This is a genomic window from Citrobacter sp. RHB21-C05, assembly GCF_013889015.1.
In the GTDB taxonomy this organism is placed as follows: domain Bacteria; phylum Pseudomonadota; class Gammaproteobacteria; order Enterobacterales; family Enterobacteriaceae; genus Citrobacter_A; species Citrobacter_A sedlakii.
The window spans coordinates 2,184,099-2,208,797 of sequence record NZ_CP057611.1 but is presented as its reverse complement, the minus strand read 5'-3'; the positions used below and the strand labels follow the sequence as shown (position 1 = coordinate 2,208,797).

At 55.4% G+C, this 24,699-nt stretch carries 20 protein-coding genes; 12 read left to right on the top strand and 8 right to left on the bottom strand.

The window, feature by feature from the left end:
- Positions 1-24: 24 nt before the first annotated feature.
- The 3 genes from catA to HVX72_RS10585 all read right to left on the bottom strand — a co-directional run bounded on the left by catA (position 25) and on the right by HVX72_RS10585 (position 2,493).
- Positions 25-951 (bottom strand): catechol 1,2-dioxygenase, encoded by a 927-nt coding sequence (catA, locus tag HVX72_RS10595; protein WP_042283073.1) that lies wholly within the window; start codon positions 949-951, stop codon positions 25-27.
- Between the two features lie 66 nt (positions 952-1,017).
- Complete coding sequence (catC, locus tag HVX72_RS10590; RefSeq protein WP_042283075.1) at positions 1,018-1,308, bottom strand: muconolactone Delta-isomerase; 291 nt, start codon at positions 1,306-1,308, stop codon at positions 1,018-1,020.
- Positions 1,309-1,320: 12 nt separating this feature from the next.
- Positions 1,321-2,493: a muconate cycloisomerase family protein gene (locus HVX72_RS10585; protein ID WP_181823261.1), complete on the bottom strand. Its 1,173-nt coding sequence runs from the start codon at positions 2,491-2,493 to the stop codon at positions 1,321-1,323.
- Positions 2,494-2,704: 211 nt separating this feature from the next.
- Between HVX72_RS10585 and HVX72_RS10580 the strand changes: the two genes are divergently transcribed.
- From HVX72_RS10580 to HVX72_RS10545, 8 genes are all read left to right on the top strand, one after another.
- Positions 2,705-3,502, top strand: a complete 798-nt coding sequence (locus HVX72_RS10580) for an IclR family transcriptional regulator C-terminal domain-containing protein (protein WP_233459191.1) — start codon at positions 2,705-2,707, stop codon at positions 3,500-3,502.
- Positions 3,503-3,570: 68 nt separating this feature from the next.
- Complete coding sequence (locus tag HVX72_RS10575) at positions 3,571-4,149, top strand: TetR family transcriptional regulator (RefSeq protein ID WP_042283084.1); 579 nt, start codon at positions 3,571-3,573, stop codon at positions 4,147-4,149.
- 226 nt (positions 4,150-4,375) lie between these two features.
- Entirely contained in the window at positions 4,376-5,764 is a 1,389-nt protein-coding gene (locus tag HVX72_RS10570) for a NarK family nitrate/nitrite MFS transporter (RefSeq protein WP_181823162.1), read from the top strand.
- A 96-nt stretch (positions 5,765-5,860) separates the two neighbouring features.
- Positions 5,861-9,601: a nitrate reductase subunit alpha gene (locus tag HVX72_RS10565; protein WP_181823161.1), complete on the top strand. Its 3,741-nt coding sequence runs from the start codon at positions 5,861-5,863 to the stop codon at positions 9,599-9,601.
- On the top strand, positions 9,598-11,142 hold the full coding sequence (gene narH / locus HVX72_RS10560) for a nitrate reductase subunit beta (protein ID WP_042283092.1): 1,545 nt from the start codon (positions 9,598-9,600) through the stop codon (positions 11,140-11,142). Before HVX72_RS10565 ends, narH begins: the two co-directional genes overlap by 4 nt.
- Entirely contained in the window at positions 11,142-11,837 is a 696-nt protein-coding gene (gene narW / locus HVX72_RS10555; protein ID WP_060569792.1) for a nitrate reductase molybdenum cofactor assembly chaperone, read from the top strand. The genes narH and narW overlap by 1 nt, the downstream gene beginning before the upstream one ends.
- Positions 11,834-12,514, top strand: a complete 681-nt coding sequence (gene narI, locus HVX72_RS10550) for a respiratory nitrate reductase subunit gamma (protein WP_042283097.1) — start codon at positions 11,834-11,836, stop codon at positions 12,512-12,514. Before narW ends, narI begins: the two co-directional genes overlap by 4 nt.
- A 334-nt stretch (positions 12,515-12,848) precedes the next feature.
- Complete coding sequence (locus tag HVX72_RS10545) at positions 12,849-15,797, top strand: autotransporter outer membrane beta-barrel domain-containing protein (RefSeq protein ID WP_181823160.1); 2,949 nt, start codon at positions 12,849-12,851, stop codon at positions 15,795-15,797.
- Between the two features lie 40 nt (positions 15,798-15,837).
- Here the strand turns inward: HVX72_RS10545 and nhoA are convergent, their stop codons facing one another.
- A complete protein-coding gene (gene nhoA, locus HVX72_RS10540; protein ID WP_181823159.1) occupies positions 15,838-16,683 on the bottom strand; it encodes an N-hydroxyarylamine O-acetyltransferase in 846 nt (281 codons plus the stop codon).
- Between the two features lie 135 nt (positions 16,684-16,818).
- On the opposite strand from nhoA, the gene HVX72_RS10535 reads away from it, so the two are divergent.
- Positions 16,819-17,388 (top strand): flavin reductase family protein, encoded by a 570-nt coding sequence (locus tag HVX72_RS10535; RefSeq protein WP_181823158.1) that lies wholly within the window; start codon positions 16,819-16,821, stop codon positions 17,386-17,388.
- On the opposite strand, the gene HVX72_RS10530 is transcribed toward HVX72_RS10535, so the two are convergent.
- Positions 17,389-18,144 carry a DeoR/GlpR family DNA-binding transcription regulator gene (locus HVX72_RS10530; RefSeq protein ID WP_060571213.1) on the bottom strand — a complete coding sequence of 252 codons (756 nt, stop codon included), beginning with the start codon at positions 18,142-18,144 and terminating at the stop codon, positions 17,389-17,391.
- Positions 18,145-18,293: 149 nt separating this feature from the next.
- On the opposite strand from HVX72_RS10530, the gene HVX72_RS10525 reads away from it, so the two are divergent.
- Together HVX72_RS10525 and HVX72_RS10520 are read left to right on the top strand one after the other, a co-directional pair.
- Positions 18,294-18,656, top strand: a complete 363-nt coding sequence (locus HVX72_RS10525; RefSeq protein WP_042283106.1) for a DUF4406 domain-containing protein — start codon at positions 18,294-18,296, stop codon at positions 18,654-18,656.
- Between the two features lie 166 nt (positions 18,657-18,822).
- Positions 18,823-20,799, top strand: a complete 1,977-nt coding sequence (locus HVX72_RS10520; RefSeq protein WP_181823157.1) for an alkyl sulfatase dimerization domain-containing protein — start codon at positions 18,823-18,825, stop codon at positions 20,797-20,799.
- A gap of 50 nt (positions 20,800-20,849) precedes the next feature.
- Here HVX72_RS10520 and HVX72_RS10515 read toward each other — a convergent pair whose 3' ends face one another.
- Positions 20,850-21,467, bottom strand: a complete 618-nt coding sequence (locus HVX72_RS10515) for a glutathione S-transferase family protein (protein WP_042283110.1) — start codon at positions 21,465-21,467, stop codon at positions 20,850-20,852.
- Between the two features lie 266 nt (positions 21,468-21,733).
- Between HVX72_RS10515 and ansP the strand changes: the two genes are divergently transcribed.
- A complete protein-coding gene (ansP, locus tag HVX72_RS10510; RefSeq protein ID WP_042283115.1) occupies positions 21,734-23,176 on the top strand; it encodes an L-asparagine permease in 1,443 nt (480 codons plus the stop codon).
- Between the two features lie 57 nt (positions 23,177-23,233).
- On the opposite strand, the gene HVX72_RS10505 is transcribed toward ansP, so the two are convergent.
- Both HVX72_RS10505 and HVX72_RS10500 read right to left on the bottom strand, forming a co-directional pair.
- Positions 23,234-23,455 (bottom strand): YgdI/YgdR family lipoprotein, encoded by a 222-nt coding sequence (locus tag HVX72_RS10505; RefSeq protein WP_042283117.1) that lies wholly within the window; start codon positions 23,453-23,455, stop codon positions 23,234-23,236.
- A 136-nt stretch (positions 23,456-23,591) separates the two neighbouring features.
- Entirely contained in the window at positions 23,592-24,653 is a 1,062-nt protein-coding gene (locus HVX72_RS10500) for a YncE family protein (protein WP_042283119.1), read from the bottom strand.
- Positions 24,654-24,699 lie beyond the last annotated feature (46 nt).

The following is a 24,699-nucleotide window of genomic DNA, read 5'->3' as shown; positions in this document are numbered from 1 at the left end:
AGTGAATCTTTATTGGGCGGTGAATTATTCCAGCGCGCGCAGGCGAGTAATACGCTGTTCTTCTTCGGCGCGCTGCGCCTTGCAGAGCGTAAAGTCGAATCGCACCTCGGTATGTTCTCCTGCCAGTTGACGCTGCGCAATTAATGCGGGATCGGTAACCTTCACCGGATCGGCGATCAGACCATCGCGAGTGGCAAACGCAAAATCGTCCCACAGGTAGCGATCGCCATTAAGGTTAATCTGGCTGGTAAGGTGCTTAAAGCCCGGCGCAGAGACAAAGAAATGGATATGAGCAGGTCGGTTACCGTGGCGGCCCAGACGATCGAGTAACGCCTGGGTAGGGCCATCAGGAGGACAACCGTAGCCGGAAGGCAAAATACTCCGCACGCTGTAGCGTCCTTCCGCGTCGGTGCGAATACGGCGACGCAGGTTATATTCGCTCTGGCTGGGGTCGAAAAATGAATAGTTGCCGAGCGTATTGGCGTGCCAGATGTCCACGATCGCGCCTGCGACGGGGTGTCCCTGCACGTCTTTTACTTCACCGTACAGCCACATGACTTCTCCGTCGTCCAGACCGTCATCCATCCGGTCATGCCCGTCAGCCAGCGGCGCGTTTGCAACATACAGTGGCCCTTCAATGGTGCGTGGGGTTCCCGTTTCGGATGACTGGCTGGCTTCGATCGCTTCCTGGCGCAGATCGAGAAAATGCTCCAGACCCAATCCGGCCGCCAATAACGCCGCTTCCTTACGTCCGCCAAGTTCATGCAGATAATTCACCGCATGCCAGAATTCTTCCTGTGTCACATTGTAGTCGTCAATTAATGTACAGATATTCGTGAGCAAGCGATGAATAATCGATTTAAAACGTTCGTTTCCATCGGTCGAGTTTAATCCGGCGCTTTCACGCAATAAATCCTGAACAGTGTGTTGGTTGATAAATGAATGGCTCATAATATTTCTCGCTTCTTATTTTCTGTAGGGTCATACCAGAACGATTTCCGGCGTTCGGCGTAAGGATTATTTATCGCTGTCATGAATCGACGACGGGTGGCGACACAGCGCTTCCACATGAATCTCCATGAAAGGATAAAGCGGCAACCCCATAAGTATTTGATGTAATTCTTCAGCATCCTGAACATCGAAAACGCTGATATTGGCGTACAGCCCTGCGACGCGCCAGATATGGCGCCATTTCCCTTCCCGTTGTAACCGTTGGGAATACGCTTTTTCGCGGGCTTTCATCTCTTCTTGTTCTTTAACCGGCAGTCCGTACGGAATATTGACGGTCATTTCCACTTTAAATAGCATGTTGACCTCCTGTTATTCCCGCTGTGCGCGGGCATAAAAGCGTAATTTATCCTCATCCAGTTCCACGCCCAGTCCTGGCGTTTGCGGCAGCGCCACGTGGCCATTCGCGAAAGACAGCGGTACGCAGACAATGTCATCCTTCAGGAGCAGCGGCCCAAACATCTCCGTTCCCCACGGTAATGACAACGTCGACCAGGCGTGCAGCGACGCGACAGTGCCAATCGTTCCTTCCAGCATGGTGCCGCCATACAAACTGATTCCGGCAGCCTGCGCGACGTGCGCCAGTTTCAACACGCTGGCGGGACCACCCGCTTTGGCGATTTTTAACGCCCAGGCGCCGCTAAACCCCTGCTGTGCCAGACGGTAACCGTCAAAATGGCTGGCGACGGACTCGTCGGCCAGAATGGCGGCGTCAGTTTGCTGACTCAGGCGTACCAGCGCCGCGCTGTCCTGCGCGCTGACCGGTTGCTCAATCAGATCGACCCCCATCGCCGCCAGTTCCCGACAGCCTTTCGCGGCGACGGTCGCGTCCCATGCCTGATTGACATCTACCCGAATGCTGGCGCGATCGCCAAGCGCCTCGACAATGGCCCGCGTGTGGCCAAGATCGTCATCCAGCGCATTGGCGCCAATTTTCAGCTTAAACGCCATGTGTCGACCTTCCTCCAGCAGTCGCTGCCCTTCGGCAATGTCGTTTGCGGTATTCCCGCTTGCCAGCGTCCAGAGTACGGGCAGCGCAGTGTTCAGCGCGCCGCCCAGTAGCGCAGAAACGGGCAACCCAAGCGCTTTTCCCTGCGCGTCCAGTAGCGCCGTTTCGAGGGCCGATTTCGCAAAAGTATTGCCCTTCACGGCTGCGTTCATCCGCGCCGTCAGCACATTGAGATTATCTGCGGGCTGACCTTTGAGCAGCGGAGTCAGATAATGGCTAATCGCAGACTGGATTGCCTCTGGACTCTCTACGCCGTAGCTCAGCCCGCCGATGGTTGTCGCCTCTCCCAGGCCCTGAATGCCGTCCGAACGGGTGATACGCACGATAACCAGACTCTGACAGCCCATCGTGGTCATCGATAATTTATGGGGGCGGATGGTCGGAACATCGACCAGCCAGCTTTCAATCTCTTCAACGGTTGCGCTCATCATTTCTTCCTGAGAATGCGTGTCATAACTTTTGCGATCGTCATCAATAACGAACGGTGACGGTGCTTTTGACAATAGGGGTCAGCCGGGAAGTGGGTCAACGGCGATAATCGAAATGGTGTGCGATTATCGGCGCGAATGTTACATTGAAGTTAATAATGTGATCCCCGTGGGAAAACGGGGATATTCCGCCTTCCGTCCCCACACGCGAGGTATAGTGAGTGCGTTATGGCTTCGAATTGCAGCGGAGAGGAATTCAATGAGCGATGAACATCAGCCCACGATCGGCACGCGACAGGCCGCATCGGACCCGAATTTCATGCTGTCGCTGGCGCGCGGTCTGGCGGTACTGAACGCCTTCACCCCGCAGCGTCAGCGCCTGACCATCTCACAACTCAGTCAAAAGACGCAGATTTCACGCGCCGCGGTCAGGCGTTGTCTGTACACTCTCGCCGCACTTGGCATGGTGCACACGCCTGATGGCCGCAGCTATGAGCTGCTTCCGCGCGTTCTGGCCGTAGGCCATGCCTATCTGGCCGGTACGCCGCTGGCGAAAGTGGCGCAGGCGACATTAGATGACCTTGCCAGAACGCTCGGCGAGTCGTGCTCTGCGGCCACGCTGGACGGCGACAACGTGCTTTACATCGCCCGGGCAGCCATGAACAATTTGCTCAGCGTCGATATCGGGCGCGGGAGTCGTTTACCGGCGTGGGCTACGTCAATGGGACGGGTACTGCTAAGCGCGCTGCCGGAAGAGCAGTTAGAGGTGACACTGTCACGAGCAAGTTTACTGCGTTATACCCCGTATACCCTTTGCGATCGTTCTGCGCTACGCGATGAAATCAGACGGGTGCGGATGCAGGGGTACGCGCTCGCCGATCGTCAGATCGAAGTGGGCTTATGCTCGCTGGCGGTACCGCTGCTTTCGCGTAGCGGCACCCTTGTCGCCGCGTTAAACGTCGGCGTACCGGCTTCATCGATGAGCGCCGACGCACTAAAGCTAAAAGCCCTCGCGCCCTTGCGTCGCGCTGCGATGGAGCTGTCGCTTAAGCTATAAACTGCCGTAATTGAACAGGCGTCCAGCTTTTTGTTACACTGCCATTTTTCAGGAAGATACAGGTACATATGGGCTATCTGCATAAAGATGAGCGTCGTGAAGTGATTTTGCAGGCGGCAATGCGCGTGGGGCTGGAAGATGGGTTTAAAGCCATGACGGTCCGACGTATTGCCACCGAGGCGAAAGTCGCCGCTGGTCAGGTACATCATCACTTTACCTCTGCCGGCGATCTGAAATCGCAAGCATTTGTGCGCATTATCAGTACGTTGCTTGACGCAGACGTCCCGGGCGAAGATGCCAGCTGGCGCGCGCGCCTGCATGCTATGCTTGGCAGCGACGACGGCGGTTTCGAACCTTATATCAAACTCTGGCGTGAAGCGCAGATCCTTGCCGACCAGGACGCGGATATCAAAAGCGCCTACCTGCTCACTATGCGCATGTGGCATGAAAAGACCACGGCCATTATTGAAGGTGGACTGGCAGAAGGGGAATTCTCGACGGCAGATGGCCCTGCGGATATTGCCTGGCGTTTGATTGCCCTGGTGTGCGGCCTGGATGGCATGTATGTGCTTGGTCTTCAGGAAATGGCGGATCCCGCTTTTGAACGTCATCTGGATCGTATGATCAGCCTGGAGCTGTTTTCCTGAACCGTAGATGTAAAAACAGTACATCTTTTATTTACATTTAGTAACACTTAAGCAACCTTTTCTTCCCCTTCGCGCCGCCCGGTTGCGCGTTTTCTATCTATCCTTTCATCAATATTCCTAAAAACATCAATAAATTCTAAAAAGGGCGAATGCACAGCGTGCGTTATGCGCCCTTTGGCCTGCTTTTTTATTTTTTTATGAACGACATGTGCATGCGAGGGGCAATATGGCGCTACAAAATGAGAAAAATAATCGTTATCTCTTGAGTGACTGGAAGCCTGAAAATCCCGCTTTCTGGGAACATAAAGGAAAACACATCGCACGACGAAATCTCTGGATTTCAGTGGCTTGTCTGTTACTTGCCTTCTGTGTCTGGATGCTTTTTAGCGCGGTAGCGGTCAATCTTAATAAAATTGGTTTTAATTTCACCACCGATCAATTGTTTTTATTAACGGCATTACCCTCTCTCTCTGGCGCAATATTACGCGTCCCCTACTCCTTTATGGTGCCTATATTTGGCGGACGTCGCTGGACGGTTTTCAGCACCGCGATCCTGATTATTCCCTGCGTCTGGCTCGGTTTTGCCGTTCAGAACCCGAATACCCCTTTCGGGGTGTTTATTATTATTGCGCTGCTCTGTGGTTTTGCCGGGGCCAACTTTGCTTCCAGCATGGGCAATATCAGCTTCTTTTTTCCAAAGGCGAAACAGGGAAGCGCGCTGGGCGTTAACGGAGGGTTGGGCAACCTCGGGGTGAGCGTAATGCAGTTGGTCGCGCCGCTGGTGATCTTCTTGCCCCTTTTCACCTTCCTCGGCGTGCAGGGCGTTCCGCAGCCTGACGGCAGTCTGCTCTCCCTGGCGAATGCCGCGTGGATCTGGGTGCCGCTACTGGCTATCGCCACTGTCGCCGCCTGGGTAGGCACCAACGATATCGCCAGTTCAAAAGCCTCCATCGCCTCGCAGTTACCGGTGCTCAAGCGTTTTCATCTTTGGCTGCTCAGCCTGCTGTATCTGGCGACCTTCGGCTCGTTTATCGGTTTTTCAGCAGGCTTTGCCATGCTGTCCAAAACGCAGTTTCCGGAGGTCGACATTCTGAATCTGGCGTTTTTCGGCCCGTTTATCGGCGCACTGGCGCGCTCTGCTGGCGGTGTGATTTCCGATAAGTTCGGCGGCGTTCGCGTGACGCTGATCAACTTCATTTTTATGGCGCTGTTTTCCGCGCTGCTGTTCCTGACATTGCCCGGTACAGGTTCAGGAAGTTTTATCGCCTTCTACCTCGTCTTTATGGGGCTATTTTTCACGGCGGGCCTGGGCAGCGGCTCCACCTTCCAGATGATTGCCGTGATCTTCCGCCAGCTCACCCTTTACAAAGTTAAACTTCGCGGCGGCACAGATGAGCAGGCGCAGCGTGAAGCGGTGACCGATACCGCGGCGGCATTGGGCTTTATTTCCGCCATCGGCGCGGTCGGCGGCTTCTTTATCCCGAAAGCCTTTGGTACGTCACTGGCAATGACCGGCTCCCCCGTCGGCGCCATGAAAATTTTTCTGGTGTTCTACATCGTCTGCGTACTGGTGACCTGGCTGGTCTACGGTCGCCGCAAACCCACACAACAATAACAACATATTCATCGCTGTTATCAGGCCGGAGAAGGCGCTTGCCCCATCCTCCGGCTTGCAGAACGACGGCAACATTATCGAAGCAGGAGAAATGTCATGAGCAAGCTGTTGGATCGCTTCCGCTATTTTAAATCTAAGGGCGACACCTTCGCTGACGGTCACGGTCAGGTGATGCACACCAACCGCGACTGGGAAGACAGTTATCGTCAACGCTGGCAGTTCGACAAGATTGTGCGTTCCACCCACGGGGTGAACTGTACCGGCTCCTGTAGCTGGAAAATTTATGTGAAAAACGGCCTGGTCACCTGGGAAGTCCAGCAGACCGACTATCCGCGTACCCGTCCGGATCTGCCCAACCACGAACCGCGCGGTTGCCCACGCGGGGCCAGCTATTCGTGGTATTTATACAGTGCCAATCGTCTGAAGTACCCGTTAGTGCGCAAGCGCCTGATCGAACTGTGGCGCGAAGCGTTGACCCAGTGCAGCGACCCGGTACTGGCCTGGGAATCGATCATGAACGACCCGCAGAAATCCATGAGTTACAAACAGGTGCGCGGGCGTGGCGGATTTATCCGGTCCAACTGGAAAGAGTTGAATCAACTGATCGCGGCGGCCAACGTCTGGACGATAAAAACCTACGGTCCGGACCGCGTTGCCGGATTTTCGCCGATCCCGGCCATGTCGATGGTGTCCTATGCCGCCGGAACCCGTTATCTCTCGCTGCTCGGCGGGACCTGCCTGAGCTTCTACGACTGGTATTGCGACCTGCCGCCTGCATCGCCAATGACATGGGGCGAACAGACCGATGTGCCGGAATCCGCCGACTGGTACAACTCCAGCTACATCATTGCCTGGGGGTCAAACGTCCCCCAGACCCGAACCCCGGACGCCCACTTCTTTACCGAAGTCCGCTACAAAGGCACGAAAACCGTTGCCATTACGCCTGACTTTTCGGAGGTCGCCAAGCTGAGCGACCAGTGGCTGGCGCCGAAGCAAGGCACCGACAGCGCGCTGGCGATGGCGATGGGCCACGTCATTCTCAAAGAGTTCCATCTCGATAACCCCAGCGACTACTTCCTCAACTATTGCCGCCGCTATACCGACATGCCGATGCTGGTTTTGCTGGATGCGCGCGAAGATGGCAGCTTCGTTCCGGGCCGCATGATGCGTGCGTCCGATTTGGTCGGCGGTCTTGGCGAAGCCAACAATCCGGAATGGAAAACCGTGGCATACAACAGCGCCGGTGAGTTAGTTGCGCCCAACGGCTCAATTGGCTTCCGCTGGGGTGAAAAAGGCAAATGGAACCTCGAGTCGCTGGCGGCAGGCCACGAAACTGAACTGACGCTGTCGCTGCTCGGTCAACATGACGAGGTCCTGGGGGTGGCGTTCCCCTATTTCGGGGGGAATGAAAACCCGCATTTCCGTAGCGTGAAGCAGGAACCGGTGTTGGTCCGTCAGTTGCCAGTGAAACGCCTGACGCTTGCTGACGGCAGCAGTTGTCCGGTGGTAAGCGTCTATGATCTGGTGCTCGCCAACTACGGCCTCGATCGTGGGCTGGACGATGCGTACGGCGCGAAAGATTATGCGGAAGTGAAAGCCTATACGCCCGCCTGGGCGGAACAGATCACCGGCGTACCGCGTTACCATATTGAAACCATTGCCCGCGAATTTGCCGATACGGCGCATAAAACCCACGGGCGTTCGATGATTATCCTCGGTGCCGGCGTTAACCACTGGTATCACATGGACATGAACTACCGCGGAATGATCAACATCCTCGTGTTCTGCGGCTGTGTCGGACAAAGCGGCGGCGGCTGGGCGCACTACGTCGGCCAGGAAAAACTGCGTCCGCAGACTGGCTGGCTGCCGCTGGCCTTCGCGCTGGACTGGAACCGTCCGCCGCGCCAGATGAACAGCACCTCATTCTTCTATAATCACGCCAGCCAGTGGCGTTATGAGAAACTCACTGCGCAGGAGCTTCTCTCACCGTTAGCCGACCCGGCGAAATTTACCGGCCATTTAATTGACTTCAACGTGCGGGCTGAGCGTATGGGCTGGCTGCCGTCCGCGCCGCAGCTCAATCTTAACCCGCTGACGCTAAAAACCCGTGCGGAAAAAGCCGGTCTGTCACCCGTGGATTACACCGTGCAGGCGCTGAAATCGGGCGATATCCGCTTTGCCTGCGAACAGCCGGACAGCGGCAATAACCACCCGCGCAACCTGTTTGTCTGGCGCTCGAACCTCCTCGGCTCATCCGGCAAAGGGCATGAATACATGCTCAAATATTTGCTCGGGACCGAAAGCGGCATTCAGGGTGAAGCGCTCGGCTCTAGCGAGGGGATTAAACCGGAAGAAGTGGAATGGCAGTCTGCCGCCATTGAAGGCAAGCTGGATCTGCTGGTCACGCTCGACTTTCGAATGTCCAGCACCTGCCTGTTCTCCGATATCGTGTTGCCGACCGCCACCTGGTACGAAAAAGATGATATGAACACGTCGGATATGCACCCGTTTATTCACCCGCTGTCGGCGGCGGTGGATCCCGCGTGGGAATCGCGCAGCGACTGGGAGATCTACAAGGGCATCGCTAAGGTCTTTTCCGAGGTGTGTGTCGGCCATCTGGGTCAGGAAACCGACGTGGTGTTGCAGCCGTTGCAGCACGACTCCCCGGCAGAATTGTCGCAACCGTTTGATATCCTCGACTGGCGCAAAAACGAGTGCGATCTGATCCCCGGCAAAACCGCGCCCAACCTGGTGGTCGTGGAACGCGACTACCCCGCCACTTACGAGCGCTTCACCTCGCTCGGCCCGCTGATGGATAAACTGGGCAACGGCGGCAAGGGCATCACCTGGAATACCGAGGCGGAAGTCGAATTCCTCGGTAAACTGAACTATACCAAGCGCGAAGGCCCGGCTAAAGGCCGACCGCGGATCGACACCGCGCTGGACGCGTCCGAAGTGATCCTTGCGCTGGCGCCGGAAACCAACGGTCAGGTGGCAGTGAAAGCGTGGGAAGCGCTCGGCGCGATGACCGGGCGCGAACATACCCATCTGGCGCTGAATAAAGAAGATGAGAAGATCCGTTTTCGTGATATTCAGGCGCAGCCGCGCAAAATCATCTCCAGCCCCACCTGGTCCGGTCTGGAAAGCGAACATGTCTCTTATAACGCGGGTTACACCAACGTCCACGAACTGATCCCCTGGCGCACCCTTTCTGGCCGCCAGCAGTTGTATCAGGATCATCAGTGGATGCGCGCATTCGGTGAAAGCCTTGTCGCCTATCGACCGCCGATAGACACCCGCAGCGTCAGCGAAATGCGCGAGATCCCGCCCAACGGCTTCCCGGAAAAAGCGCTCAACTTCCTGACGCCCCATCAGAAATGGGGCATCCACTCTACGTATAGCGAAAACCTGCTCATGCTGACGCTGTCACGTGGGGGACCGATTGTCTGGATCAGCGAAACCGACGCCCGCGAGCTGGGCATTGAAGACAACGACTGGATTGAAGCCTTCAACGCCAACGGCGCACTGACCGCTCGCGCGGTGGTCAGCCAGCGTGTACCGCCGGGGATGACCATGATGTATCACGCCCAGGAACGCATCATGAATATTCCGGGGTCAGAAATTACCGGGATGCGTGGCGGTATTCATAACTCGGTAACCCGCGTCTGTCCGAAACCCACACACATGATCGGCGGCTACGCTCAACTGGCCTATGGCTTTAACTACTATGGCACCGTCGGCTCTAACCGCGACGAGTTCATCATGATTCGAAAAATGAAAAATATCGACTGGCTGGATGATGAAGGTCGCAATCAGGTACAGGAGGCGAAAAAATGAAAATACGCTCACAGGTTGGGATGGTGCTTAACCTTGATAAATGCATTGGCTGCCACACCTGCTCTGTCACCTGTAAAAACGTCTGGACCGGACGTGAAGGGATGGAATACGCATGGTTTAACAACGTCGAAACCAAACCGGGTATCGGGTATCCGAAAAACTGGGAAGACCAGGAGGAGTGGCAAGGCGGCTGGGTTCGCGACGTGAACGGTAAAATACGTCCGCGCATGGGCGGAAAAATGGGCGTCATCACCAAAATCTTCGCAAACCCGGTTGTACCGCAGATAGACGACTACTATGAGCCCTTTACTTTTGACTATCAGCACCTGCACAGCGCGCCGGAGGGTAAACACCAGCCGACTGCCCGCCCGCGCTCGTTGATTGACGGTAAGCGGATGGACAAAATCATCTGGGGGCCAAACTGGGAAGAACTGCTTGGCGGCGAGTTTGAAAAGCGCGCCCGTGACCGTAACTTCGACAAGATCCAGAAGGAAATGTACGGGCAGTTTGAAAACACCTTCATGATGTATCTGCCCCGCCTTTGCGAACATTGTCTGAACCCAAGCTGCGTCGCCACTTGCCCGAGCGGCGCGATCTATAAGCGTGAAGAAGATGGCATCGTGCTGATCGACCAGGACAAGTGCCGCGGCTGGCGTCTGTGCATTAGCGGCTGCCCGTACAAAAAAATCTACTTCAACTGGAAAAGCGGCAAGTCTGAGAAATGCATCTTCTGCTATCCGCGCATTGAGTCCGGGCAGCCAACCGTGTGTTCTGAAACCTGTGTTGGGCGCATTCGCTACCTCGGCGTGTTGTTGTATGACGCAGACCGCATCGAAGAAGCCGCCAGCACCGAGCATGAAACCGATCTGTACGAGCGTCAGTGCGACGTGTTCCTGAACCCGAACGACCCGGCGGTGATTGAAGAGGCCTTGAAACAGGGTATTCCGCAGAACGTGATCGACGCGGCGCAGCGTTCCCCTGTCTATAAAATGGCGATGGACTGGAAACTGGCGTTGCCGCTGCATCCGGAATACCGCACCTTGCCGATGGTCTGGTACGTCCCGCCGCTGTCGCCGATTCAGTCTTACGCCGACGCCGGAGGGCTGCCGCCGTCAAATGGCGTACTGCCGGCGATCGAAAGCCTGCGCATTCCGGTGCAGTACCTTGCGAATATGCTCAGCGCAGGCGATACCGGCCCGGTGCTGCGCGCCCTGAAGCGCATGATGGCCATGCGTCATTACATGCGTTCGCAAACAGTGGAAGGCGTGACGGATACCCGCGCCATTGAGGAAGTGGGCCTGAGCGTCGAACAGGTCGAGGAGATGTATCGCTATCTGGCGATCGCCAACTACGAAGACCGTTTCGTGATCCCGACCAGCCATCGCGAGATGGCGCGCGACGCCTTCCCTGAGCGCAACGGCTGCGGCTTTACCTTTGGCGACGGCTGCCACGGTTCCGACACCAAGTTCAACCTGTTCAACAGTAGCCGCATTGACGCCATCAACATCACCGAAGTGCGTGATAAAGCGGAGGGAGAATAATGCAAATCCTCAAAGCGATCGGTCTGTTGATGGAATACCCGGATGAGTTTCTCTGGGAATGCAAAGACGAAGTGCTGGCGATGGTGCGTCACGACGCGCCTGCGCTCAACGGCTTCGCCACGGACATGCTCAACGCCCCGCTGCTGGATAAGCAGGCCGAATGGTGTGAGGTCTTTGACCGGGGCCGCGCCACGTCGCTGTTGCTGTTTGAACATGTCCACGCCGAGTCCCGCGATCGCGGCCAGGCGATGGTCGATCTGATGACCCAGTACGAGAAAGTGGGTCTGCAACTCGACTGTCGCGAACTTCCCGACCATTTGCCGCTGTATCTCGAATATCTCAGCATTTTGTCGGAAGCCGATGCGCGCGAAGGTCTGCAAAACGTCGCGCCGATTCTGGCGTTACTGGGAGGGAGGCTGAAACAGCGCGGCGCCCCGTGGTATCAATTATTCGATGCCCTGCTGAACCTCGCCGGAAGCCCGCTTTCAAGTGACAGCGTCACGCCACAGGTAACGCAAGAAAGCCGTGATGACACTCGTCAGGCGCTTGATGCCGTCTGGGAAGAAGAACAGGTGAAGTTTATTGAAGATAACGCCACAGCCTGTGACAGCTCACCGTTACAGCAATATCAACGACGCTTTAGCCAGGACGTGGCGCCGCAGTACGTCGACGTCAGTGCGGGAGGCCCGAAATGATACAGTACCTGAACGTCTTTTTTTACGATATCTACCCTTACATCTGCGCGACCGTTTTTTTTCTCGGTAGTTGGCTGCGGTATGATTATGGTCAGTACACCTGGCGCGCCTCGTCCAGCCAGATGCTGGATAAGCGCGGCATGGTGGTCTGGTCGAACCTGTTCCACATCGGCATACTCGGCATTTTCTTCGGCCATCTTTTCGGCATGTTGACACCGCACTGGATGTACGCCTGGTTTTTGCCGATCGCGGTCAAACAGCAAATGGCGATGGTTCTCGGCGGCGTGTGCGGTGTACTGACGCTCATTGGCGGCGCTGGTTTGCTCTGGCGTCGTCTCACCAACCAGCGCGTCCGCGCCACCTCGACCACGCCTGACATTATCATCATGAGCATCCTGCTGATCCAGTGCCTGCTTGGGCTGAGTACTATTCCGTTTTCAGCCCAATATCCTGACGGCAGTGAAATGATGAAGCTGGTTGGCTGGGCACAGAGTATTGTCACCTTCCGTGGCGGCTCGTCAGAAATGCTTAATGGCGTTGCCTTTGTTTTCCGCGTCCATCTGGTGTTGGGGATGACCATTTTTCTGCTGTTCCCGTTCACCCGTCTGGTACACGTCTGGAGCGCGCCGTTTGAGTATTTTACCCGCCGATACCAGATAGTCCGTTCTCGCCGATAAGTTTTTTCGCCCGGTAGCGCCTCGCCTGCCGGGTTTATTTCCTTAAGTATCATTTTCTGTTTCCTTAACACGGCGGCGCTGTATTTAAGAAATGACGAAGATTGGTGTGCCACAGTTGAAAATTCTCTTAAATACTTTAAATACCGCATCTCTGACCAGCACTCAGCGCCCGCCTGAGCCATTAATGCTGGCGACGAGTTAAAATCATTTCATTTGCCTTCGCTTAAGCAGAATTAGACAATTTTCCTGCCGTTCTACCTTTCTATGAAATAAATAACAGACGCCAGGACTGGTGTCTTATCTACGCATTACTCAAGGATACTGGAATTTATCTATGAAGATACCTGCCTTATCACCCCAAATTAAACCCAAAAAAATTGCTTTATTATTAAGTGCATTATTAGCCACTACAACCTTTTCTGCTTTTTCCGCGCCAGTAAAATATACTCTCGACGCCAGCACGCCCAGCGACCAACGCACGGTGAATATCACCAATGGGGATGAAATCTCAAGAATTGATATTAACGTTGCTGATGGTCGCGTTGATTTCGCCGACAATATCACAATGAACAGTACCGGCGTAGTAAACGCAACAGGTTCCCGAAACGTCTGGTTCGCTTACCTTAAAGCCGGTGAAATAAATCTGGGTAATCATTTTACCCTTAACTTCGACCCGCGCACGAATGGGACCTATTCGACTTCCGATGGTATTGCCCTGTACGGCACCGGCAAACTGACCGCCGAAAATTACACCTTCATTAACATGAATGACAGCGAAGAATCGGACGGGCTGTACGTTGGCGATAATGCCCGGGCCGACCTGAAAGGCCTGACCACCATCAGAGGCGGCGGTATCAGCGCCGGATCGCAGGGGATTTTAAACGCCGAGAATATTGATATCGCGTATACCCGTCCCGGCATCCGTGAATCTGGCGACTCAACCGATACCGGCATGGCTTTATGGGGCGGGAAAGTCACCGTCACCGGTAACACCACCATTAATATTGTCTCCCCCACCTTTTATCTGGAAGGGATTCGCACGTATACCGACCTGGAGTTGGCCGGACATACGGATATTCAGTTAACCAGTAATTCAACTGACCGCTACTCTGATGTCACAGGCATTCTTATTTTCGACTCGTTCACCAGTTCCTCCCTGAGCGGTAAGCGTGTCTTCAACGATGTCAGCATCAAAATTAAAAGCACCACCGAGGAAGGCTACGCTGATGGCCTGACATACCTCGGCGGCAACGGTAAACATACCGATCTGATTATCAATAAAATTGATATTGATAGCTCGGGAAATGATATTGTCCGTGGTATTTATTTGTGGGGTGACGATCCTGCTGAGACGGCTACGCATCGTATCAACGATGCGAAAATAACGTTATCCGGCAATGAGAAGGCAACGCTGTGGGGCTTTTTTAGCGCCAACGTGAATCAGGATGACGGTATCGTGCAATGGGACGCCGATACGATCGTCGGCAACATTGCCATTACCTCTGAGGGGGGTAAAGAGTCATATCTGCTTTATCAGGCGGACGCCCTGTTTACTGGCGATGTCATTTTAGGCGATCGGAACGCCTACGAGTCTGTCGCCGATACGCTGTACTCCATTTATGGACGCTGGGGTTCAACGGATATCACTAACAATAATAAGCTGGTTGCATGGGGTAAAATGCTGGTCCGCGGCGACCATGCGATTAACATTGTGTCTGGCGATAACTCCTACATTTATGGCGACACGGCTATTGAAGAACAAGGTTCCATCAATATGGAACTGAATGGTAGCAACAGCCGCTGGGATATGATTGCCAACTCTACACTGACCACGCTGACCCTGAACGACGCCACGTTGAATTTCATGCCTGGCGACACCGCCTCCCGCACGTTGACCCGCGACGCGGCAACGTTCAAAACCCTGACGGTGAACGGTGATTACGCCGGTAATAACGGTAATCTCGTGATGAACACCCAACTGGGCGATGATGCATCACCCACCGACAAGCTGGTTGTGCAGGGCAATACCTCCGGTAACACGAACGTGACGGTGCTGAACGCGGGCGGCGCAGGCGGCCTGACAACGAACGGTATCGAACTGATCAGTGTGGCGGGTAATTCTGACGGCGTGTTTACCCAAAACGGACGTATCGTGGCGGGTGCCTATGACTACACCCTGGCGCGTGGTGAAGGCCAGAACGACAAGAACTGGTATCTGACCAGCGCGCTATCGACAGAACCGCAACCAGAGCCGCAAGAGCCGCTGGCGCCTGTTGATCCGGTAGAGCCTTCCCCAACCCCGCGCGAAAACGCGGTGCGTCCGGAAGCCGGTCTGTACGGCATGAACCTGCAGGCGGCGAACACGATGTTTAACACCCGTCTGCACGACCGCCTGGGCGAAACCCACTACGTCGACGCCCTGACCGGCGAGAAAGCGGTGACCAGCCTGTGGCTGCGCAACGTAGGTGGTCACACCCGCCAGCAGGACGGCAGCGGCCAGCTGGATATGCAGGCCAACCGCTATGTGATGCAGCTTGGCGGCGACATCGCCCAGTGGTCTTCCGACAACACCGACCGTTTCCACCTTGGTCTGATGGCGGGCTACGCCAACCAGAAGGCACGGGCGGAAAACCAGCGTAACGGCAACCGCGCCGACAGCCGCATCAGCGGTTACAGCGTCGGTCTGTACGGCACCTGGTTACAGGATAACGCCACCCACGAAGGCGCGTATGTCGATACCTGGGCGCAGTACAGCTGGTTTGACAACACCGTTTCCGGTCGCGGCGTCGAATCCGAAGAGTACGACTCAAAAGGCTTCACCGCGTCGGTGGAATCCGGCTACACCTGGAAACTGGCGGACATCAGCGAGCGTAACGCGCTGTACATCCAGCCGAAAGCGCAGGTCACCTGGATGGGCGTGAAGGCGGACGAACACCGCGAAGCCAACGGCACCCGCGTGGAAGGTCACGGCGACGGCAACGTGCAGACCCGCGTCGGCGTGCGTCTGTTCGGCAAGGGCCACAACAAGCTGGATGACGGTAAAGACCGCACCTTCCAGCCGTTTGTGGAAGCGAACTGGATCCACAACAGCAAAGACTTTGGCGTGTCGATGAACGGTGACAACGTGGATCTGGACGGCACCCGCAATATCGGCGAGCTGAAGGCCGGTGTGGAAGGCCAGCTGACGAAGAACGTCTCCCTGTGGGGCAACGTCGCCCAGCAGGTCGGTGATAAAGGCTACAGCGACACCTCGGCGATGCTCGGCATTAAAGCGTCGTTCTGATAAATACGGCCCGGTGGCGCAATGCTTCCGGGCCTGTGACTTACTTCCCCGCCTCCGGATGTGTATCAAACGCCGCCATCACCCTTGCCAGTTCAGCTTCACTGATCCCATGCTTTGCATCGTCTACCCCGAGCCCAAAACGATCCTGGAGTAAGACATACAGTGACGCGACGTCCGGACAGTGAATCTGCTCAACCGCGTGCCCGTGTTCATAATGGGTAAAGTGGAAATTGGTGAGCGTCAGCTTGCCGCCATCAGGCAAATGACGGCACATCAGCAAATGATGGCGGAAATGCGACTGCGGCCAGTGCGCGGACCAGAAGTTGCCCATCACATAATCGCTCTGATGCTGAGTAACCAGATCGAAACGGTACATCGACTGCCAGTGCGTGTGATGACGGAATTGCAAAATCCAGTCTTCGCCTTCCTGCAACAGTCGGTACTCACCGTGCGGCGTCTGCTGTGGGATGTCCGCAAGCAGGCGAATCGGCGCAGTCAACGTCTGTCCGCCAAAACCAACATCCGCGATCCACGCTTCGCCGTCCACTTCAACTAACAGCAGACGATGGGTTCGCGGCGGCAGACTCGGCGGATTCGACAGCACAACCCGCCCCAGCAAGCTGCGAACGGTAAACCCCAGTTCGCGTAAGACCCGCTCGAATACGCCATTTTGCTCAAAACAGTAGCCGCCACGGCGGGCGCCGATCAGTTTCTCCGCCAGCGATTGCTCGTCCAGCTGCATTTCGCGCGGCAACAGAACGTCCAGGTTTTCAAAGGGAATGGTACAGTTATGCTGTAAGTGCAGCGCCCGCAGCGTCTCAAGCGTGACGTCGGTCGGCCCGGACCAGTTCAGGCGGGCGAAGTAGGCATTCAGGATGGGGGTCATCGGGGTTCCTGCGGTGATCCGGTAAGGTGCGAAAGAGTATAAACGATGGATCCCGAAAGAGACGCCACTTATTGTGCAAATTGGCGCCCGGCCACTTATCATTAATACTCAGAAAACACTTTGCGAGACAATCCGATGAGTCGATTCCGCCCTGTCGAATTACGCCACGCCAGCCGCCTGCTCAATCACGGTCCCACGGTGTTGATCACCAGTCGCGACGACGCCAGCGCAAGACGCAATATCATGGCCGCCGCCTGGTCAATGCCGGTTGAATTTGAGCCGCCTCGTATCGCGATAGTGGTGGATAAATCAACCTGGTCACGCGAGCTGATTGAGCGCAGCGGCCTGTTCGGCATCGTCATACCCGGCGTAGCGGCGACCAACTGGACATGGGCTGTCGGCAGCGTTTCCGGGCGCGACGAGGACAAGTTCAACTGTTATGGTATTCCGGTGGTAAACGGCCCGGTGCTTGGCCTGCCGTTAGTCGAAGAAAAATGCCTTGCGTGGATGGAATGCCGCCTGCTTCCCGCCACCGCCGCCCAGGAAAAATACGATACTCTGTTTGGTGAAGTGGTTTCTGCCGCTGCGGATACGCGGGCGTTCACGGAAGGCCGCTGGCAGTTCGATGACGATAAACGTAATACCCTGCACCACCTCGGCGCGGGTACGTTTGTGACCAGCGGTAAACGCGTCACTGCGGGCTAATCACGCCTTTATTACCGTCACGCCTTTCGCCCGCATGGCGGTGATCCAGCCGTTATCGGTGTTATCTTCCACCACGACGGTGTTGATCAACGACACATCGCCAATGGCGAAGGGCGAGGCCGTATTGATTTTTTCCGGTGAAGCCAGAACGATGGTTTCCGCCGCCCTGGCGGAAAATGCGCGTTTGATGCACGCTTCTTCGTAATCGCCCGTGGTTAATCCCACTTCCGGGTGGATCCCTGTTGCCCCCATAAAAAACAGATCGGCCTGAATATTGCGGATACCTTCCACCGCCGCCGCGCCAACGGTAACGATGGAGTGTTTATACACCCGACCGCCAATCAGAATGATTTCGATGAGAGGATGATTCACCAGCCCCAGCGCAATGCCCGGACTGTGCGTGACTACCGTAATGTTGAGATCGTCCGGCAGACAGGCAATCAGCTCGGTGGTGGTCGTACCACCATCCACTATGACCACCTGGCCGTTTGAGATAAGCGTCGCGCCTTTCTGCGCCAGTCGTTTTTTAGCATCGGTTTTAAGCGTTTTTCGCTCCACAAACGTTCCAACGGCGGAAGAGGCAGGCAGCGCGCCGCCGTGAACCCGCTGTAAACGCCCTTCTGCCGCCAGCTCCCGCAGGTCACGGCGAATGGTGTCCTCCGAAACCGCAAAACGGCTGCTGAGCGATTTTGACAATACCTGTCCTTCTGCGGCGAGCAGATCGAGAATCAATTTTTTACGCTGATCGGTAAGCATCGGTTTATTCCTGGTTTTGCACGATTGATCTTGATCATGCACGAATTTGCTGTTTATGATGCCTACTCTACAAACGCAGGGCCTCTCAGGCAACAAAAACGTGCAGAAATACGCAATTCTGCGCACTCTTTTTCTTTAGTGAGGACATGATGACAGCACAACTTATCTTGATCGCCGGACCGTATCGCAGCGGTACAGACGGTAAACAGGCATTGATTGATGCGAATTTGCACCGTCTGGAAGCCGCCGCGCTTGCCGTCTACCAGCGCGGGCATATCCCGGTGATTGGCGAATGGCTCGCCTTGCCGCTGGCGAAAGCGGCGGGTTCAACCTCGCTGGGCGATGACATCAGCGAAGCGATGCTCTATCCGGTCGCACATCGGTTGATCACCCGCTGTAACGCCATTTATCGTATTCCCGGCGCTTCCCGAGGCGCGGATAAAGATATCGAGATCGCCCGCCAACTGGGACTGAACGTCTACACCACTCTGGAGGCTATTCCGCAGGCCTGATGATAAATTGTGCAGATATCAATCACCTGCCGGTATCTGCACCGCCTTGCCGTCCTTGCGAAGCCCACTATAGTTAATGTTGCATTACCTCAAATTTCCACGCCAACCCTCCGTTGTGCATGACATACCTAAAAGCCTATCCGCCATTCTAAAGAGAGGTTATTCAATGCAACTCAATACCATCGCCAGAGGCTTCATCCTCGCTGGGATGCTGACGTCATATTCCCTGCCCCTTCTGGCTGTTGAAGCGCCGAAAGACGCCACAGCCGCCACCCAACAGGCCAATAACGCGCTTTATAATCAACTGCCCTTCTCGGATAACACAGACTTTACCGATGCGCATAAGGGCTTTATCGCCCCGATACCGCAGGAGGTAATCAAGGGTGAACAAGGCAATGTGATCTGGAACCCCCAACAGTACGCGTTTATTAAAGAAGGCGATAAAGCGCCGGATTCAGTCAACCCAAGCCTCTGGCGTCAGGCGCAACTGATTAACATTAGCGGCCTGTTTGAAGTGACTGACGGGGTATATCAGATCCGCAACCTCGATCTGTCCAATATGACGATTATCGAAGGAAAAGAAGGTATTACCGTTGTTGACCCACTGGTTTCAGCGGAAACGGCAAAGGTCGGCATGGATTTGTACTATAAGAATCGCGGAAACAAACCAGTTGTGGCCGTCATTTATACCCACAGCCACGTTGACCACTATGGCGGCGTGCGCGGCGTGGTGGATGAAGCGGATGTGAAGTCCGGCAAAGTGAAAATCTACGCGCCCGCAGGTTTTATGGAAGAAGCGGTGTCGGAAAATATCATGGCTGGTAATGTGATGAGCCGCCGGGCCAGTTATATGTACGGCAACCTGCTAAAGCCTGACGTCAAAGGCCAGGTAGGCGCGGGACTGGGCACCACGACGTCTGCCGGTACCGTCACGTTGATCGCCCCGACCCACTACATCACCAAAACAGGGCAAAAAGAGGTGATTGACGGCCTGACCTACGATTTCATGATGGCGCCAGGCTCAGAAGCCCCTTCCGAAATGTTGTGGTATATCGAAGAGAAGAAAATCATCGAGACCGCCGAGGATGTCACCCACACGCTGCATAACACGTATTCTTTGCGCGGCGCCAAAATTCGCCAGCCGTTGCCGTGGTCAAAATACATTAATGAAGCGCTCAATTTATGGGGTGATAAAGCCGAAATTATCCTCGCCCAGCATCACTGGCCGACATGGGGTAACGACAATGTCGTGAAACTGCTGAAGAGCCAGCGCGACCTGTACCGCTATATCAACGATCAGACCCTGCGCATGGCGAATCAGGGGCTCACCCGCGACGAGATCGCCGCTAACTTTACACTGCCGCCGTCGCTTGCCCACACCTGGGCGAACCGAGGCTACTATGGTTCCGTCAGCCACGACGTCAAAGCCACTTATGTGCTCTATCTCGGCTGGTTTGATGGCAATCCGGCTACCCTTGATGAGCTGCCGCCGGAAGAAGCGGCGAAGAAATTTGTCGAATACATGGGCGGCGCGGATGCCATTCTGCAAAAAGCGAAGCAGGATTACGATCAGGGGAATTACCGTTGGGTTGCGCAAGTGGTAAGCAAAGTGGTTTTTGCCGATCCGAATAATCAGGCGGCAAGGAACCTGGAGGCGGATGCGCTCGAACAGTTGGGTTACCAGGCGGAATCGGGTCCGTGGCGTAACTTTTATCTGACTGGCGCACAGGAGTTGCGTAATGGCGTGCAAAAAATGCCTACGCCTAACACCGCCAGCCCGGATACCGTGCGGGCAATGACGCCGGAAATGTTCTTTGATTATCTCGCGGTTCACATCAACGGTGAAAAGGCGGCGGATGCGAAAGCAGTGCTTAATATTGACTTTGGGGAAGACGGCGGGAAATACAAAGTGGAGCTGGAAAACGGCGTCCTGAACCATACCGCAAACGTTGAAGATCCGCAGGCAGACGCGACGATCAGCCTGTCGCGCGACGCACTGAATCGCATTGTGCTAAAAGAGGAAACGCTGAAAGAGGCCACGGACAAAGGTGACGTTAAAATCACCGGCAATGCGGAAAAACTCAACGAACTGCTCGGCTATATGGATAAGTTCGAATTCTGGTTCAATATTGTCACCCCGTAATCAGCGTATGCCCGGCTCACTGCCGGGCATCGTTTTCTCCGTTTCCGCACTTATACAATTTCATTGCGCTTAAGCACCTGACGTAACGTCGGTAACTGGCACACCGCATCCGCTATCGCGCTGATATTGGGCGTGTTATCCTGAAACCAGTCGTGTCCCGGTCCCCATGTGCGCATCACGCAGAGGTAGCAGTCCAGCAGGGTTAACTGCTCGCCAAACGCATACGGCTCAGCGCTGAGCTGGTCATTTAGCCACAGATAGAGCGATTTACGGTATTCGATAACGTTTTTTTTCAGTGCTTCTGGCGCTTGCGGCGACCAACGTTCAGGGTAATCGGCAAAGGTATAGGTCGGATAGACGTTAGCGACCAGCCAGATCAGCAAACGTTGAAACTGCTGTCGTTCCGCACTGCCAACAGGGGGAGCCAGTTCGGGACGGCGGTCGAGGACCATAAGCGCGATGGCCGCCGTTTCGCTCATTACCTCGCCGTTTTCCAGCGTTAGCGTCGGCACCTGACACAGCGGATTCAGCTTTAACAGTAAATCGCGCTGCGGCCCGTCGCGGTCAAATCCGCTGACATCAACGAACTGATAGGGAATGTCCGCCAGCGTAAGCATCAGCTCGCTAATCGCCGAACCCCAGCCCGGCGCGCCGTAGATCTTAATCATACTGCCTCCACCCGGTTAAAAGAGTAAGTGTAGAGTAACCTGGCAGATGCCGCCCGTAGCCCGATCCGGCGCGTTGCAGGTGCGCATTGCTTATTTATTACGCAGACTGACCATTCGTATTCGTATATTTTGCGCCGTTTATTATTTGCAGGTAGGATGCTTCGCCGGTGGTTTTATCCGTACACAGAATGACGGGAAAAATTAACCGCGTCGCGGCGGCTGTCGCGACAACAGTATTCTCACTTAGACAGGTAACAGGAAACGGAATGAATACACAAGACACCACGGCGTCGGCGCAGCACGCGGCGAAGCGACGCTGGTTGAATGCCCATGAGGAAGGCTATCACAAAGCAATGGGCAACCGTCAGGTTCAGATGATCGCCATTGGCGGCGCCATTGGCACCGGGTTATTTTTAGGCGCGGGCGCACGCCTGCAAATGGCCGGTCCGGCGCTGGCGCTGGTTTATCTCGTTTGCGGGATTTTCTCGTTCTTTATCCTTCGCGCGCTGGGCGAACTGGTCCTCCATCGCCCTTCCAGCGGCAGCTTTGTCTCTTATGCCCGCGAATTTCTCGGTGAAAAAGCCGCTTATGTGGCCGGGTGGATGTATTTCGTCAACTGGGCGATGACGGGAATTGTCGATATCACCGCCGTGGCCCTGTATATGCACTACTGGGGCGCGTTTGGCGACGTACCGCAATGGGTCTTTGCTCTCGGCGCGCTGGCCATCGTCGGCACCATGAACATGATTGGCGTAAAATGGTTTGCCGAAATGGAGTTCTGGTTCGCGCTGGTGAAAGTGCTGGCAATTGTGATCTTTCTGGTGGTGGGCACGGTCTTTCTGGGGTCCGGCAAACCGCTGGACGGCAACGCCACCGGTTTTCATTTGATCACCGATAACGGCGGATTCTTCCCTCACGGCCTGCTGCCCGCGCTGGTTCTGGTGCAGGGTGTCGTCTTTGCGTTTGCCTCTATCGAACTGGTCGGCACCGCCGCCGGTGAGTGTAAAGATCCGCAGACCATGGTGCCTAAAGCCATTAACAGCGTGATCTGGCGTATTGGCCTGTTCTACGTGGGTTCCGTGGTGCTGCTGGTTCTGCTGCTGCCGTGGAATGCCTACCAGGCCGGACAAAGCCCGTTCGTCACGTTCTTCTCAAAACTTGGCGTGCCCTATATTGGCAGCATCATGAACATTGTGGTGTTGACCGCCGCGCTCTCCAGTCTGAACTCCGGCCTGTACTGCACCGGACGGATTCTGCGCTCAATGGCGATGGGCGGCTCCGCCCCGAAATTTATGAGTAAGATGAGCCGCCAGCATGTGCCCTGGGCGGGCATTATGGCGACGCTGGCGGTGTATGTTGTGGGCGTCTTCCTCAACTACCTGGTGCCTTCTCAGGTTTTTGAGATCGTCCTCAACTTCGCCTCGCTGGGCATTATCGCGTCGTGGGGATTCATTGTGGTGTGCCAGTTGCGCCTGCGCAAGGCAATCAAAGAGGGCAAAGCCGCCGATGTCAGCTTCAAGCTGCCGGGCGCGCCGTTCACCTCCTGGCTGACGCTGCTTTTCCTGTTAAGCGTACTGGTGCTGATGGCGTTTGACTATCCGAACGGCACCTATACCATCGCTTCCCTGCCGCTGATCGCCATTCTGCTGGTTGCCGGTTGGTTTGGCGTTCGTAAACGCGTTGCGGAAATCCATCGCACTGCGCCATAAAAAATGACAAAGGCCTGACCGACGACGCCGATCAGGCCTGCTTTTCAACGGCGTCGACTAATCCGCTTCGATAAGCTGCGCCACGTCATTCCTGTTGATTTCCCGTGCATTCCCGTCCTGATCGGTATAGCGGGTCATTCCCGTCTCTTTATCAAGCTGCGGTTTTCCCTGCGTGACGATGGTTTGCCCGCTTTTGGTAGTCATAACGTAATTCGTGGAGCAACCTGCCAGCGCGAACAGCATCACGCCAGCGCAAAGGCAGAACAGTGGCTTTTTCATAGCATTCCCAAGTGATTCATTTAACCGAAGCGGGACAGTGTAATTCCCTGGGCTTATTCAGGCTATCAGCGGGATGTAACGAGGCGTATCGGCGGGTATGGGAACGTGAATGGAGGGGTTTCCCCCTCCTGCGGGTTTACAGCGCAATACGAATCACGTCGTCTGGCTGCGTGGCTTCTTTTTCGCGTGTCGACTTCTGCTTCACACTCACGTACAGGGTCTTGCCGTCTGCCGACAGCGCCAGACTGTTCGGGAAGGTCGGCGTATCGAAGGTTTTCACTACCTTGTAGCTTTTCGCGTCAATCACGCTCACTTTACCGGCCTGACGGTGGGTGACGTAGGCTTCATTACGCGCCGGGTTAAACAGCACGGCCAGCGATTCCGGCGCAGCGACTTTCGCCAGCACGTTGCCGTTGCGGGTGTCGACAACCAGCACTTCCGCCGCTTTCGAGTCGGTAATAAACGCGCGGTGACCGGCGGTGTCCAGGCTCAGATTAATAAAGAAGTGCTCTTTACCGTCATCAAGCAGTTTCTTACGGCTGATGATGTTGTTCGTGGCGGTATCGATGGTGATCAGCTCGCCGTCCGCATTGGTGGTGTAAAGACGCTTCGCGCCGCTGTCGATAGCCAGACCCGTGCTCATTTTACCGGTGTTTTCAATGGTTGCTTTCAGGGCGATCTTTTCGCCGTCCACCACCCAAATCGCGCTCTCTTTGCCAATCCCGCTGATATACACCGTATTCGTTGCTTCATCGGCAACCAGCTCACGCGGCTGCAGCGGACGGACATCTTCGGAGCGTTTGCGGGCGTCCAGCACCAGTCGTCCTTTCACTTCGCTGGTCTTCGCATCGATGGCAGTGACCGCGCTATTCACCGTGTTACCAAACCACAGCGTCTGGGTCGCGTTATTAATGGTGGCGCCAAACGGTTTGAGATCGTTGTGAATGATCTGCGTCACGTCCAGCGTGACCGGATCGAGACGATAAACAATACCGCCTTTATCCAGCTTGCGACTTTGCGAGGTGGCGAGCCACAGCGCGTTTTCCTGTTGGCTGTAGGCCATTTCGTAAGCGCCCTTGCCCACGCCTTTACGCAGCATCTCTTCTGCCGCCTGAGTGCTGAACGATGAGGCAACCAGCAGTGAACCTAACAGTAAAGCACCACGCAGGCGCGGGGAAAACTGATGACGAAAATGCATGACGACTCCCTTTGATATATCGCTATTTTGCTGCTTCACATCGCTT